The following is a 14,451-nucleotide window of genomic DNA, read 5'->3' as shown; positions in this document are numbered from 1 at the left end:
TCATTCCATCATCTGTTCGTTGCTGGTGGGTTTGTCGATCATGAAGCCGCGATACCCCTCGTTCGCTACTTCTTCGCAGAGTGCGACGTATCCAGACACGCTTGGAAAGTTGATCAGCTGACGCTTCCTGCCAGGGATATTTGCGCCCATGTACCAGGAATTCGCTTCTGGAAACAGTGTCATGGCGCCGGCCTGGGCAACCATTTTGGTCCAGTCAGCTTCTGCGGTCGCACAGGCTTCGAATTGATTACTGTCATTGTCCCGCATCCAGACGAGAAAGTCACAGATCCAGTCACCCTGTATCTCTGCGCTGGTCGGGCCGTTCGAGAAACCTGACGGGCTAAGTGGACCGTATGCAAACAGCATGTTTGGAAAGTCTGCTATCGCCATGCCGAGATAGGCGCGTAACCCGTCTTCCCAAGCTTGTGAAACAGACAGGCCGTTCGTCCCCGTGATGTTCATATCGACCATGCCGCCGCGCCCGGCATCGAAGCCGGTGGCGTAAACGATGAGGTCGCATTCCACCTCGCCGTCAGCGGTCTCTATCGCGTGCGGTTTGATCTGGGTGATGGGGGTTGCCTTCAGATCGACCAGATCGACATTATCCTGCGCGAAAATCTCGTAATAACACTGCTCGAGCGAAGGTCTCTTCGTGCCGAATGGATGGGGTGGTTCGGAAGGCGCGAGCTGTTCAACAAGATTGGGATCGGAGATCCTGTCGCAAACCTTGTTTCGCCAGAAATCATAGGCGTAGCGGTTCGCTTCGCGATTGATCAGCAGGTCGGCGAAATTGTGATACCAGAACCTGAGGCCGCCTTTCTGCCACAGATATTCGAAGTGTGCGGTGCGCTCTTTCTCGTCAACTTCGAGCGCCGAAACGTCCAGCGATTGAGATTCGAACCCTCCGCTGGTCTGCTTGCGCGTTTCGAAGATAGCAGCATAATCCTGCTTGTCGCGTTCTTGATCTTCCTTTGATAGCTTTTGCTGCCGCATGGGCAGCGCCAGGATTGGTGTTCTTTGAAATAGGGTCAGCTTCGATGCGGACTTCGCGGCTTCCTGCGCGACTTGCACACCGCTTGCCCCGGTGCCGATCAAGGCAATCTTGCGTCCGCTGAGATCGCCCCCCTGTTGTGGCCAGCGCGCCGTGTGAAACCATTCGCCTTCGAAATCCTCAATGCCGGGAAAATCAGGGATATGCGGCTTTGATGCGAAACCAATAGCGGGCAAGAGGAACCGTGTCGTAACAGTTTCCTCTCCGTTGAGTTGCAGGCGCCATTGCTGCGCCGCTTGCTCATAGTTCGCGCCTGTGACCCGTGACCCCATGCGCATCATGGGCCACAGCTTGAGTGTATTACAAACATGATGGAAATACGCTCTTAGCTCTTTCCATCCGGGAAATCGTTCGCTCCAGGTCCATGATTTCCACACTTCAGGTATTGAGTACTCGTAGATCGGCACCTGCGAATCCACTCGTGCGCCCGGATAGCAATTCCAATACCAGATACCGCCCGGCTCGGCCGCAGCATCCACCAGCAACACGTTGAACCCGGCGTTACGTAACTTGTGTAACAGGTAGATGCCGCTGAAGCCGGCACCGACGATTAGGGCGTCGTAATCAGGAGAAGCCCGCTTGCTCATCACGCGACCGTCAAACGCTCGGCGATTGCTTTCGCTGTTGCATAGTCGGCCTTGCCGTTGGATGCGCGCAGGGCTGTTTCCGTTGGATGGATGGCCTTTGGCGTTTTGTAGCCGGCCAATTGCTGACGAACATGGTCTTTGACGCCTTGCTCGTCGAATGCAGCGTCGCCACTCAGGTGCACGACGGCGATGACGGCCTGGCCCCATTTTTCACTCGGCACGCCCACGACCAGCGCGTCAGCGATGGCGGGATGGGTCTTGAGGACTTCCTCGACTTCTTCCGGATAGACCTTTTCACCAGCCGTGTTGATGCACACGCTGCCACGGCCCAGCAGGGTCAGGCTGCCATCGGCTTCGACCGTGCACCAGTCGCCTGGAATCGAATAGCGCACCCCGTCGATAGTGCGGAAGGTCTTGGCGGACTTTTCGGGATCCTTGTAATAACCCGCCGGGATTGCGCCCTTGCGAGCGATATATCCCGGTACGCCGCTGCCCGGCGTTACTTTCTGGTCGTATTCATCGAAGACATCGCAGAATTCACCGATCCCGAATTTCGCGGTGTTCGTACCCCCATCTGCGGTTGTGACGGAGAGGCCGAAGCCGAGCCCTTCGGAAGCGCCAAAGCTGTCCATCAGCACCGCTTGGGGGATATGCTTGCACAGGCCAGCCTTGACCTCCTTGCTCCACATCACGCCGGATGAAACAATGGAGACAAGGCTGTTTGTGTCCCAGCGACCGGGATTATCGTCCAGCGCCTGCAACATCGGTTTGGCAAAAGCGTCGCCCACAATTGAAATGCTTTCCACCTTGTGCGTATCAACCGTCTCCCACAATTCAAGCGCATCGAAAGATGGGTCCGACAGAGTCACGATGGCACCGCCCGACATGAGCGTGCCGATCGCAGTGATGAAGCCTGTCCCGTGCATTAACGGGCAGGAGGGAAGTGTACGTCTGCCCGGCCCTTGACTGGTGATTAGGGCGACGTTTTCCTCGACTGTTTGCGGAACGGGGCCGAGCAGCTTCTGGGCGTCCAGTTGCGCCTTGCGCATATCGTCGTGACGCCACATCACGCCCTTGGGCATCCCTGTCGTGCCGCCGGTATAAATGAAGAGCAAATCGTCAGGCGAGCGCGTGATGCCGAGCGCTGATCCATCACCTTCCTGCGCGAGAATTTCATAAGGGATCGCAAAAGGTGCGATTTGCGAAGCATCGCCAATTTCAACGAAGGTGTGAACCTTTCCGAGCCGGTCCTTGAGTTCGACGATACAGTCACGGAACTCCGAACTATAAATAATCACCTCGCTGTCAGAATCATCAAAAATGTAAAAAACTTCTTCGGGGCGATAGCGGTAATTGATGTTCACATGAGTCAACCGCCCCTTAAAGCAGGCCGCCATCAGCTCACCATATTCAGGGCGGTTGCGCATGTAGAAAGCCACCTTGGCGCCGTCGCTAGCTCCGCGTTGTCGCAACGCGCGCGCGACATTGTTCGAGCGCGCGGACATTTCGGGCCAAGTGATGATCCGGTCGCCGTGTATCAAGGCCGGAGCGTCTTGAGGCATGGCGGGCTCGATTGCGTCGAGAATGTCGCCGAGATTCCATTCGATCATGTTGCTTGATTCCTTCAAGACTGGGCCGCAAATCTCGCAGCCGTATACAATGAGTGTATTACGGGGCTTTTATCCAACCCTGTAGGGCTGCCAATTCGGCCCGCACCGTTTCGGGGCCTCCAAGCGCTTGCCGGTCGAAGCCAATACGTTTGAACCAGTAATGAAGACCCATCAGGTCCGTAAATCCCATTCCGCCATGCACTTCGGTGGAGGTGCGGGCGACAAAGCGATGGACTTCGCCTGTGTGTGATTTGGCATGGCAGGCGAAAATGGATGCATCCTCCGGTATCGAATCGAAGGCGTGGGCCGCATACCAGACAAGCGAGCGGCATGGCTCATGACGTGCGGCCATCTCCGCGCACATGTGCTTGACGGCCTGGAAACTGCCGATGAGCCGGCCAAACTGCTCGCGCTGGCCAGAATAATCGACAGCCTTTTCGATCATGGCCTGGCCTGCGCCAAGGCTGTCAGCAGCTAAGATCACACGGCCCGCATCGCGCAACCGGGCCGTTGTCGCGCCGTTATCGTCAATAAGCGGTTCTGCCTCTGTCTGTTCGAAACGCAATTCCCCGACACTGCGGGTGCGATCAATGGTCGTCAGCCGGATCGTCTCCAGTTTGAGGGCATCGGCTGTAACGAGGTGCAGCCGGCCGCCAGCGTCGGCTACGATGTAAGCGTCAGCTCCCTCGAAATCCAGGCAGAACAGGGCGGTTCCGCTGAGCTTCCCATCAGCAGAGGAAACGCCCGCCCCGTCGCGCGCCTCGACCGTCTCGGAAATCGCGACAGCGATACGCGCCTCGCCGTTCGCGATCTTCGGTAGCCATTGTGCTTTTTGTTCTTCGCTACCAGCCTCGCTCAGCGCGATAGGCGCAAGTACATGACTGGCGAGAAAAGGCACTGGCGCGACCATATAGGCGAGCTGTTCGGCAACTATGGCAGCGTCGAGAAGGGTCATACCGAGGCCGCCATGCTCTTCAGGTACCAGCATTCCGGGAATTCCCAAGTCCTGAACGGCGCCGAGCACTTTGTCGCTGAGTGGATTGTCCAGTTCGGCGCATTCGCGGACATGATCGAGCGGGCAGGTGTCCGCAAGACAACGGGCAACCGCATCACGTAACATCTGCTGGTCCTGAGATAATCCGAAATCCATTAGGCTGATCCCTGTTTGTGACGCTCTATGTCTGCGGTTGCTTTCGCCGCATCCGAAACCTTTGCGAGCTTCGGTTCGCGCGGCATTTCGAGGCCACGTTCGGCGATGATGTTTTTCTGAATCTGCGCGGTGCCGCCGCCTATTATGAGACCGAGCTGGAACATGTAGTTCCATTGCCACGCGCCTCCTTCGCGCTCTCGCGGGCTGCCATGGTAAAGCGTGCCTATCTCACCCATGGCGTCGATCGCCAGTGCTGAAATCTGGTGGGCAATCTCACAGCTTTGCAGCTTGACGATTAGCTTCGCCATGCCGCCTGACTCACCCTTGAGGCTGTTCGAAAGGATACGCATCCCATTGCATTTCATCGCTGACACCTCGGCCTGGAGCGCCAACAGCCGATCTCGCAGAACCGGATTGTCGATTGCGCGGGCCTGTCCGATACGCTCTTCCTGCATCAGGGCGATCAGTGCCTGTAGCCGGTTTTCGAGCGCGCCGGGATCACCCAGCATTCCGCGCTCATGGCCGAGGGTTGCATTCGCCACGAGCCAGCCCTGGCCCCGCGCCCCTACAATCTGGTCCACCGGAACGCGGACATTGGTGAAGAATGTCTCATTGAATTCGGCGTGGCCTGTCATCGTCTTCAAAGGACGAACCTCGATACCCGGTGTGTCCATCGAGAAGATCAGGTAGGAAATACCGCGGTGTTTTGGTGCGTCGGGCTCGGTCCTTACGAGGCAGAAGATCATGTCGGCCTGCTTCGCCGTGCTGGTCCAGATTTTCTGGCCATTGATGACGAAATTGCCGTCTTCGACTCGCGCCCTGGTCTTGAGGCTGGCCAGGTCCGATCCGGCACCGGGTTCAGAATAGCCCTGGCACCATACGATCTCGCCTTTCAGCGTGGGTTCGATCCAGCGTTGCTTCTGCTCCTCGGTGCCGAGTTCCAGCAAAGTCGGGACGAGCATCGAGATGCCCTGGTTCGTGAGCCCGCCCGGCACCCCGGCCCGTGAAAACTCCTCGGAGATGATGCGCGATTTGAGGATGTCGGGTTCCGCGCCGTAGCCGCCATACTCCGCCGGGATCGTGCGGGCAGTGTACCCGTTTTCGATCAGCAGCTTCTGCCATTTGACGGCTTCGGGTGAAGGGCGGGCTGCCCGAGTCGCACACGGCGGCGCAAGGTGGCTATGCGCTTCGATGAAATCGCGCACCTGTTGACGGAATGTGTCGTATTCGGGGCCGTAATCGAGATCCATATCGCTTCTATTCCTCGCAGGGACGGAAAACGGGCAGACGGAAGTCGTCCCCGATTGTTTCGAATGTCAATTCTACAGGAAGGTCGAGCCTGAGGCTATCATGGTCACAATCGATCAGACGAGTGGCCATGCGTACACCCTCTTCGAGTTCAACCACCGCAGCCACGAAGGGAATGTCGGCGGCAAATGCCGGGTGCAGGGCCTGGTGGGTGATGGTCCAGGAAAAAAGCGTACCCTTGCCAGTGCTGCGCTCCCACGAAAATTCCGGTGAGCCACACTTCGCGCACATATAACGAGGCAGGTGGCGGAGGGTGCCGCAATCGCTGCAACGCTGGAAATAGAGATGGCCATCCTGGCACCGATTCCAGAATTCCTGTTCGATAGGATCCTGCGGGCGCGGTTTCGGCTTGGGCGGAGCCTTCTGCGCCTTGAAGCGCATTTTAGGCGGCAGTTCGTTCTTGTCGCTCACGTAAACCTCCTGAGGATTGCGATACTCCCGTCGCCAAGGTCGCCCCAGCCGGTCACGAGGCCGGTCTGGGCATCTGCGACCTGACGCTCGCCGCAATCGTGGCGCAGCTGGCGGACCGCCTCAACAACATGGTTGAGGCCCCAGACATGCGCTTCGCTCAGCAAGCCGCCATGGGTGTTGATGGGATAGCGTCCACCCAGCTCGATCTGGCCATCAGCGACGAATTCGCTCTGACCGCCGGGTTCGCAGTAACCGAGCGCTTCAAGCTGCAACAGCACGATATAAGAGAAGCAGTCGTAGATTTGCAGAAAATCCATATCCTCGCGGGTGACGCCTGCCATCTCGAATGCGCGCGGGGCGGCATAGCTGAGGCCGATCTTGAAAGGGTCGGGGCGCGAGGGGATGTCGTCGGCGGGATAGGGGTGGCCCTCAGCCGCGCCTGCGATGCTTACCGGCACGTGCCGCATGTCCTTGGCCCGTTCCATGCGCGAGACAACGACCGCACAGGCACCATCGGTTTCCAGGCAGCAATCGTAGAGCCGGAAAGGCTCGGATATCCAGCGCGCCGAGTGATATGCCTCGAGATCGAATGTACGGCCATAATTGAAGGCTCTCGGATTTAGCTGCGCGTGACGGTTACATGCGAGTGCCACAGCGGCCATCGCGTCCGGCCCGACACTGTGGAGCTTGGAATGTCGCATGGCGAGCCAGGCATACATCTGCACCGGCAGGAACACGCCATAAGGAATGTAATAGCCCTGAATGGTGTTGGTCAGAGTGTTCATGTTCATCGGCCGGGTAGGCGGGGCACCGGCCTTGGGCCTGAGTGCGGAATAGCCATTCCAGCCCAGCGTTACGAGAACGTGGTCACAAAGTCCGCTGGCGATCGCCATCGCCGCGTTCTGGAGCGCTGTCGTCGGGCTGGCTCCGCCCATGTGAACGGTAGCCGCATAGCGCAATACGTCGATACCCAGATTGGCGGCCATTTCTTCCGATGTCGTGTAGATCGGCGGCGGAACCATGCCGTCGATGTCGGATGGCTTCAGCCCGGCATCAGCGATCGCCTTGCGGGAAGCTTCGAGCATCATGTCGACCGCGGTATTTTCGGCGCCCTTGATGAATGCCGTTTCACCGACGCCCGTGATTGCGGACCTGTCACTGAAATTGAAGGTGGATGTGGCGCTCATTTTTGATGCTTGTCCTGTTGGCTGGACTGCATGTCTCCGACAAACGAGCGGGAGAGTGCGACTTCCGCACCTTCGACAAGTTCACGCATCACCTCGGCTGCGGGCCGGATCGAATGGATGAGGCCAATTCCCTGGCCAGCAAAGCCAGGCATGATATCCTTGCGCTCAGCCTTGAGGCCTGAAGCCATAACCGGACCTGAAATTATCGACTGGAAAGGCATGGGCAGTGGTTCCTTGCCCGCAGCAACCCACGCATCGGCCCATTTGTTACGGATCATGCGGGCAGGCTTGCCGGTTAACGAGCGGCTTACGACGGTATCCGCGTCACCGCTTTCGGTGATTGCTTCCTTCTGAAAATGCTCGATGCCTGCTTCGTCCGTTGCGAGGAATGCGGTGCCGATCCACGCGCCTTCTGCCCCCAACATCAGCGACGCCGCGACACCGCGCCCATCTGAAATACCACCTGCACCGATCACGGGCACCCGATCACCGACCGCATCCACGACTTGCGGGATAAGCGACATGGTTCCGATAGGTGAATTGTGGCCGCCGCCGTCGTGACCTTGGGCGACGATCATGTCGATACCGGAATCGACCACCTGCTCGGCATGCTTGACCTTGCCGATCACCGCCATGACCTTGGTGCCGTTGGCGTGAAGACGGTCGATCCAGGGCGCGGGATTGCCGAGGCCCGCGGCATAGACCGGCACCTTTTCCTCAATCACCACCTCCATCTGCGCCTCGAAGAATTCTCTCGAGAATAGCTGGAGCTGGCTCTTGCCCATATCCGGCGAACCTGCGGCGCGCATCGCTGCTGCAGCATCGACTTCGGGAAGGTTCTCCCGCGCCATGAAATCGCGGGTAAACTCCTTGTATTCGTCGATTTTTGCCATCGGGTTGGCGGGCGCGTTACCGGATTGCGGCGCCGACCCCCGCCGGACCGAGGCCGGCAGAAGCGTATCCACCCCGAACGGCTTGTCGGTCATCTCGCGGGTCTGACGGATCCAGCTACGTAACTGGTCCGGCGAGCACGCCGCGGCGCCGAGGACGCCTAGCCCCCCTGCATTCGATACCGCGGCCGCGAGCGCGGGGACACTTGCCCCGCCCATTCCGGCCAGAAAGATCGGATATTCGATCTCGAGAATTTCGCATATGCGCGTTTGTAGCGGCATGTTATTTATTCTCCCGTCTTAGACATTGCGGTTCGCAAGTCTTCTAAATTTGTCCCCACCTCACTTTTTGAGAAACCAGATCAGGACTTCGTTCAGCTAAATAATTTGCCGAACCTGACACAAGGCGGGCCATGGCCTGCCGCGCTTCCTGGGCATCACCTGTGCGTACCGCTTCCAGAACGCGGCGCAGGATTCGCAACTGGACTGCGCGCTCCTGGGCGGAATAGCCGAGCGAGCGCGAAAATTCGCGGGTCAGTAAATGCAAGGTGGAGGTCAGAAGGCCGAAAAGCGGATTGCCGCTGGCCCAACCGAGCAGGTCGTGAAACCGACGGTTAAGTTCCTCGAACTGGCTTCCCGCCTCATTCCGCTCAAGCTCTTTAAGGCAATCGGCGAGTGCGCTGAGGTCGCCTGTGGTCGCGCGCTGGGCGGCATAGGCTGCAACATCCGGCGCTATGGCTTCACGCAGTTCGAGCAGACCCCTCAGGTCTGCTTCCATGAATTGCAGGATGAGAGAAAGACTATTTGCGAAATCACCGGACTGCGGGCGCGCAACCACCGGGCCCCCGCCACGGCCCAATTGAAGGTGGATTACGCCCTGAAGCTCCAGGAAGCGGAGCGCTTCACGCAAGGTTGCTCTGGCGACTTCGTACCGCGCGAGCATTTCTTCTTCGCGTGGCAACCGGTCTCCCGCAACGCGTGCACCAGCTTCAATGTCGCGAACGATGTCTTGTGCGAGCGAAAGTGCACGCTTTGCCTTCTTTGCGTTATAGGCCCTGGGCTGCATCTTTGAACCTAATATATTATCATAATTAATCTGATGAACGGCCAAATCAAGCGTTTAGCTTCCATGGTTGTAACTAATCGTCAAGTATGTATGATAATATTTAAAAGTGGCATGTTGCGGGGCCGCTAATTTGTCAGAAGGTGGCGCGCTATTTTCGCGTACGGACTGAAGGATAGAACATGAGTATAGAAACAATTGAGCTGAACACGGCCGAAAAAATCGCGACCATTCCGATCGAGCAAATCGATGTTTCACGGCCGAGCCTTTTTCAGAAAGATACAATTGGCCTGTTTTTCGACCGATTGCGCAGAGAGGATCCAGTCCACTACTGTCCTGAGAGCAAAGTCGGGCCATACTGGTCGGTTACCAAGTTCGACGACATCATGGCCGTTGACACCAATCACAAAGTCTTCTCGTCGGAAGCGAAGCTCGGCGGAATTGCCATTCAGGACATGCATGCGGGGGAAGGTGCGCTTGAGCTTGAAATGTTCATCGCCATGGATCCGCCCAAGCACGATCAGCAACGCAAGGCCGTTAACTCCGCAGTCGCGCCGTCAAACTTGCAGTTGCTCGAGCCGACAATCCGTGAGCGTGCGTGCAAGATACTTGATGATCTGCCGGTTGGTGAGGAAATCGACTGGGTTAATAAAGTCTCGGTCGAGTTGACCACAATGACCCTTGCGACCTTGTTCGACTTCCCTTGGGAAGAGCGGCGCAAACTCACTCGCTGGTCCGACATCGCAACGGCCGCGCCTGAAACCGGTATCGTCGAATCTTATGAGGCAAGGCGCAAAGAACTGATTGAATGCGCGATGTATTTCAAAGGGCTCTGGGATCAGCGTATTAACCAAGACCCCAAGAACGACCTCATATCCATGATGGCGCATTCTCCGGCGACGCGGGACATGCCCTTCCTAGAGTTTCTGGGCAACTTGCTGCTGCTTATTGTGGGCGGCAACGACACTACGCGGAACTCGATCAGCGGCGGCGTGCTCGCCCTTAATCAGAACCCTGAAGAATATCGCAAGCTGAATGAGGATCCGTCGCTGATCACCAGCATGGTGCCAGAGATTATCCGCTGGCAGACTCCGCTGACCCATATGCGCCGGACTGCGCTCCAGGATTACGAGATTGGCGGTAAGCTGATCAAAAAAGGTGATAAAGTGGTGATGTGGTATCTGTCGGGCAACCGGGATGAGTCTGTCATCGAGAATGCTGACCAGTTCATAATCGACCGAAAGAACCCACGTCATCACCTGTCCTTTGGCTATGGCATCCATCGCTGCATGGGCAACAGGCTTGCAGAACTGCAACTTAGGATTATCTGGGAAGAGATCCAAAAGCGTTTCGCGAAGGTCGAAGTGACCGGCGAGCCCGAGCGTCTGTTTTCGAACCTTGTGCGAGGCATCACGAAACTGCCTGTGCGGCTCCACGCTCGCTGACTGGGGACACCACTGAGCCTTTCACGCAAGCGCGAAGCGGTCGATCATGTGGTGGAGACATTCGGCGCAACCGAGCGTCGGGCTTGCCGCGTAATCGGCCAGCATCGTTCCACCCAGCGCAAGCCGCGCGTGCCGCGTCAGGATGAGGATGTGCTGACAGCGGCCATCATCACCCTGGCTGAATGGTTCGGCCGGTATGGCTATCGTCGCATTACGGCCCTGCTGAGACGGGGTGGCTGGCATGTGAGCGAGAAGCGCGTCTATCACATCTGGCGGCGTGAAGGGCTGAAGGTCCCGATGAAACAACCGAAACGTGGCCGTCTCTGGTTGAGTGACGGCTCCTGCATTCGGATCAGACCAATGCACAAGGGGCATGTCTGATCCTATGATTTCGTCCAGGATCGCACGCATGATGGGAAGGTCTTCCGCATGCTGTGCGTCATTGATGAGTTCACTCGCGAATGCCTCACCATCCGCGTCGAGCGCAAGCTGAACTCCCGCGATGTCCTCGACACGCTGGGCGATCTGTTCGTCGTGCATGGACCGCCTGGGTACATACGTTCGGACAACGTCCTACATTCTGAACTTTTGGCAGGTTTCGGGCGCAAAGCCTCGTCCCGTAGTTTCCAGATACGGGTCTTGAAGTCAATTACCGGGTGGGCTTCCGCCGCACTGGAAGAGCTCGCAGCCATAGCAAACACAGGATCCATGCGAGTGAGGTTCGCTGGTCCTTACCGTCCTTAACACGGGATGCCGATCCGAGCGGAAGATCCGAACATTATCTACGAGGTCGCCGATAGACTGGCGCCTCAACGGCGCGCATCAGAGAGAGATTCTCCCGCCCGGTACCGCCCCTTCGTAGAAGGGGCGGTAAGCTTTTCCGCTCTTGATGATGGCATGCGCTGTGCGCGCCATCTTGGCGGTAACCGCAGTGAGCGCTTTGCGCCGGAGATCGGGATTGTCCGGATCCCTGGCGATATAGCGCGTATATTTATCCCTGAAATTGTTCTCCTTCTGGCGGATCGCGACCAGGCCGGCCATCCAGAGCGCCCGGCGAAGCCGTGCGTTGCCGTATTTCGACAGTTTCGTCTGTCCCCGGAAAGTGCCGGACTGATGCGTTGAGAGGTCCAGGCCGCAGAATTTCAGGAACTGGCGATGATGACCAAACCGGCGCAGGTCGCCGGCTTCAGCGAGAATGGTCAGGGCGATGATCGGGCCGATGCCGGGGATTTGCTTGAGGGCCTCGAAGTCAGGGGTTCCGCCCAGAAGGGCTTCAGCTTCCGCTTCGATCGTATTGCGCTGGCGGTTCAGGCTGCGCGCCTCCGCCAGAACCATGCGGAACATCGCGATGGCCCTGCTGTCGACCGGAACCGGCAACCCGATTGATTCTTTTGCGGTTTCACAGATGTCCACGATCAACCTGGCCTTTGAAACCTTCTTGCCAACAATGTCCCAGGCGGCGGCTGAGAAGGCTTCTGGAGACAAGGCCGTGATCGATGCCGGGGGCGGGAACGTCTCGAGCAGGGCGAAGAACCAGTCGCGCCTGGAGCTTCCCAGGAACTTCTCGATCTCGGGAAAATAGAGTGGCAGATAGTGCGTCAGGATCCGGTGAATGGTCTGCGTCCTTGCTCTCGACACGGCCTCATGCGTCTTCGAGAGCTCCTGGATATCTGCGAGGCCGGCGACCAAGGGATCCAGATAGACCTGGCTGAGACCTGTCGCCAGCATATGCAGGATAACCTGGGCATCCTTCGGATCATTCTTGTCCCATCCGTTGTGGATGGCTTCGCGCTGGCGAGCGAGTGCCATGGAAGAGATCAGGCGTGTCTTGATGCCGGCATCGACCAGTCTCCAGGCCAGTGCCCGATGATAATTACCGGTTGCCTCAAACCCCGTAACAACCGGACGGTCGAAAGCCTTCAGCCGTTGAATAAAGCGGTCGTGCTCTGCGCGCTGGTTGAGCACAACAAGACGCCGCCGTCGAGGCGACCCAGGCATCTGTATCAGAACATCATTGCGCTTCTTGGAAATGTCGATCGCGACGAGCACAGCATCCTGTGCGATAGAATGAATCCTGGCCATGGCCGGTCTGCTCCTCTTCGGTGGTGGTTGGAATAACCACTGTAAGAGGTCCTGCGGCCCGGTCATGGCCTCCTGCCTGCGTGCGGAATGCGCCGCAGGCGGCCATGACCTGCCTTGGTTCCGAATGTGCTACGTCCTATGAAAAGAACGAAAGCTGGAATGAGCCAACAGGTCGTTGATGCGTGACGGCGAACCTGCGTCCCGCTCGTTCGTAAAATCACCCAGGCGTCTTCTGTCGTCAAGGAATCAGTTCTTCCATAGCAAATACAGGGTACGCTGGATTGCGGCCCTCACCGTCCTTAAGACGAGATCCGAATACCCAGGCAGAAGACCCGAACATTATCTACGAGGTCGTGACGATGCATGCCTCAACGGCACTTGCAGAGCGGGGTCCTTCCGCCTGGGACCGCGTCCTTCGAAGAAGGGGCGGTAATCTGTCTCGGTCTTGATGACCGAATGTGCGGTGCGTGCGATCGTTGCGGCAACGGAAGTGAGTGCCTTGCGCTTCAGGTGCGGATCGCTGTGATCTCTGGCGATGTATCTTTCATACTTGTCGCGGAAGCCGTTCTCGCGCTGCCGAATGGCGACCTGTCCCGCCATCCAGAATGTCCGTCTCAGCCTGGCATTTCCAAACTTGGAGAGTTTGGTCTGTCCTCGGAATATGCCTGACTGCTGAGTCGAAAGGTTGAATCCGCAAAACTTAAGAAACTGCCGGTGATGCCCGAAGCGGCGCAGGTCCCCGGCCTCAGCCAGGATGGTGAGCGCGTTGATCGGCCCGATGCCTGGGATGGTCCTCAAGCGTACGAAGTCCGGATGTGTTCCAAGCAGGTCGCTGGCTTGCTGTTCGATCTGATCACGTTGGGCAATCAGATGCCTTCCCTGACCGAGAACGAGACAAAACATGCGGATCGCTGGCGTCTCCGGATCGACCGGCAGGCCAATGGAATCAGCGGCTGTGGCGTATATATCAGCGAGCAACCGAGCTATTGATGCCTTCTTGCCGACAACACCCCAGGCCGCTTCGATAAAAGCATCTTCGGACATGCACGTGATCGATCCCGGCGTGGGGAACTGTTCGAGGAAGGCGAGAAACCAATCGCTGCGCGAGTTGCCCATGAAGCGCTCAGCCTCGGGAAAGTAGAGTGGCAAGTAGTGTGTTCTCAAACGATGCCAGAACTCCGTCTTGGTTTGCGATATGACGGCATGTGTCTTCGACAACTCCTGAATGTCGTTCACGCCGTGCACGAGCGGGTCATGCCAGATCTGGGTTAGCCCAGTCTGCATCATATGCAGCATCACCTGCGCATCCTTCGGATCGTTCTTGTCCCATGAGTTGTGCATCGCCTCGCGCGTGCGTGCCAGCGACAGCGAAGAAATGAGCTTCAACTCAAACCCCGCCTGATGGAGCCGCCACGCCAGCGGCCGATGGTAGTCGCCCGTCGGCTCAAATCCGACCTGAACCGGCACGCCAAAGGCGGTGAGCGTCTCGACAAATCTGTCGATATCTTCCCGCACGTTACGAACTGTGAGGCGTTTGCGGCGTCGCCTCCCTGGGACAGCGATCAGAACTTCATTGCGATGCTTTGCGATATCAATCGCTACCAGAACGGGTTGCCCTGTCTTATGGTGCGTCTTGGTCATGGCCGGTCTCCTCTTCAGTTGTGGTC

The 14,451-nt window shown here is 57.8% G+C and carries 10 protein-coding genes and 2 pseudogenes; 2 read left to right on the top strand and 10 right to left on the bottom strand.

The window, feature by feature from the left end; genetic code table 11:
* From HF955_RS16505 to HF955_RS16470, 8 genes are read right to left on the bottom strand one after another with little or no spacing between them, the layout of a single operon-like run.
* Window positions 1-1,638, bottom strand: coding sequence for an NAD(P)/FAD-dependent oxidoreductase (locus HF955_RS16505; RefSeq protein ID WP_034766453.1), 1,638 nt, complete (start codon window positions 1,636-1,638; stop codon window positions 1-3).
* Window positions 1,638-3,248 carry an acyl-CoA synthetase gene (locus HF955_RS16500; protein WP_034766454.1) on the bottom strand — a complete coding sequence of 537 codons (1,611 nt, stop codon included), beginning with the start codon at window positions 3,246-3,248 and terminating at the stop codon, window positions 1,638-1,640. The genes HF955_RS16505 and HF955_RS16500 overlap by 1 nt, the downstream gene beginning before the upstream one ends.
* 58 nt (window positions 3,249-3,306) lie before the next feature.
* A complete protein-coding gene (locus tag HF955_RS16495; protein WP_034766455.1) occupies window positions 3,307-4,398 on the bottom strand; it encodes an acyl-CoA dehydrogenase family protein in 1,092 nt (363 codons plus the stop codon).
* On the bottom strand, window positions 4,398-5,648 hold the full coding sequence (locus HF955_RS16490; RefSeq protein WP_034766456.1) for an acyl-CoA dehydrogenase family protein: 1,251 nt from the start codon (window positions 5,646-5,648) through the stop codon (window positions 4,398-4,400). The genes HF955_RS16495 and HF955_RS16490 overlap by 1 nt, the downstream gene beginning before the upstream one ends.
* 7 nt (window positions 5,649-5,655) lie before the next feature.
* Window positions 5,656-6,117 (bottom strand): Zn-ribbon domain-containing OB-fold protein, encoded by a 462-nt coding sequence (locus HF955_RS16485; RefSeq protein ID WP_081806136.1) that lies wholly within the window; start codon window positions 6,115-6,117, stop codon window positions 5,656-5,658.
* On the bottom strand, window positions 6,114-7,304 hold the full coding sequence (locus HF955_RS16480; protein WP_034766457.1) for a transporter: 1,191 nt from the start codon (window positions 7,302-7,304) through the stop codon (window positions 6,114-6,116). The genes HF955_RS16485 and HF955_RS16480 overlap by 4 nt, the downstream gene beginning before the upstream one ends.
* Entirely contained in the window at window positions 7,301-8,476 is a 1,176-nt protein-coding gene (locus HF955_RS16475; protein ID WP_051599952.1) for a nitronate monooxygenase family protein, read from the bottom strand. Before HF955_RS16475 ends, HF955_RS16480 begins: the two co-directional genes overlap by 4 nt.
* Window positions 8,477-8,519: 43 nt before the next feature.
* The gene (locus HF955_RS16470; protein ID WP_233348756.1) at window positions 8,520-9,305 is read right to left on the bottom strand and encodes a FadR/GntR family transcriptional regulator; all 786 of its coding nucleotides are present in this window, start codon (window positions 9,303-9,305) and stop codon (window positions 8,520-8,522) included.
* A 134-nt stretch (window positions 9,306-9,439) separates the two neighbouring features.
* Here HF955_RS16470 and HF955_RS16465 point away from each other — a divergent pair, with 134 nt between their 5' ends.
* Complete coding sequence (locus HF955_RS16465; protein ID WP_035551931.1) at window positions 9,440-10,702, top strand: cytochrome P450; 1,263 nt, start codon at window positions 9,440-9,442, stop codon at window positions 10,700-10,702.
* 12 nt (window positions 10,703-10,714) lie between these two features.
* Window positions 10,715-11,272: pseudogene (locus tag HF955_RS16460) on the top strand (IS3 family transposase); the annotation flags it as partial.
* Between the two features lie 252 nt (window positions 11,273-11,524).
* Here HF955_RS16460 and HF955_RS16455 read toward each other — a convergent pair.
* Window positions 11,525-12,784: an IS110 family transposase gene (locus tag HF955_RS16455; protein WP_035551926.1), complete on the bottom strand. Its 1,260-nt coding sequence runs from the start codon at window positions 12,782-12,784 to the stop codon at window positions 11,525-11,527.
* 368 nt (window positions 12,785-13,152) lie between these two features.
* Window positions 13,153-14,425 (bottom strand): annotated as a pseudogene (locus HF955_RS16450) (IS110 family transposase).
* Window positions 14,426-14,451: the final 26 nt, after the last annotated feature.

This window comes from Hyphomonas sp., from assembly GCF_017792385.1.
Classification (GTDB): domain Bacteria; phylum Pseudomonadota; class Alphaproteobacteria; order Caulobacterales; family Hyphomonadaceae; genus Hyphomonas.
This window is presented reverse-complemented; position numbering and strand designations above follow the sequence as displayed.

Bases quoted from the DNA above. Each gene is read 5' to 3' on its own strand.
- HF955_RS16465 (WP_035551931.1), top strand. From the start codon at position 9,440: ATGAGTATAGAAACAATTGAGCTGAACACGGCCGAAAAAATCGCGACC.
- HF955_RS16505 (WP_034766453.1), bottom strand. From the start codon at position 1,638: ATGAGCAAGCGGGCTTCTCCTGATTACGACGCCCTAATCGTCGGTGCC.
- HF955_RS16490 (WP_034766456.1), bottom strand. From the start codon at position 5,648: ATGGATCTCGATTACGGCCCCGAATACGACACATTCCGTCAACAGGTG.
- HF955_RS16495 (WP_034766455.1), bottom strand. From the start codon at position 4,398: ATGGATTTCGGATTATCTCAGGACCAGCAGATGTTACGTGATGCGGTT.
- HF955_RS16455 (WP_035551926.1), bottom strand. From the start codon at position 12,784: ATGGCCAGGATTCATTCTATCGCACAGGATGCTGTGCTCGTCGCGATC.
- HF955_RS16475 (WP_051599952.1), bottom strand. From the start codon at position 8,476: ATGCCGCTACAAACGCGCATATGCGAAATTCTCGAGATCGAATATCCG.
- HF955_RS16480 (WP_034766457.1), bottom strand. From the start codon at position 7,304: ATGAGCGCCACATCCACCTTCAATTTCAGTGACAGGTCCGCAATCACG.
- HF955_RS16500 (WP_034766454.1), bottom strand. From the start codon at position 3,248: ATGATCGAATGGAATCTCGGCGACATTCTCGACGCAATCGAGCCCGCC.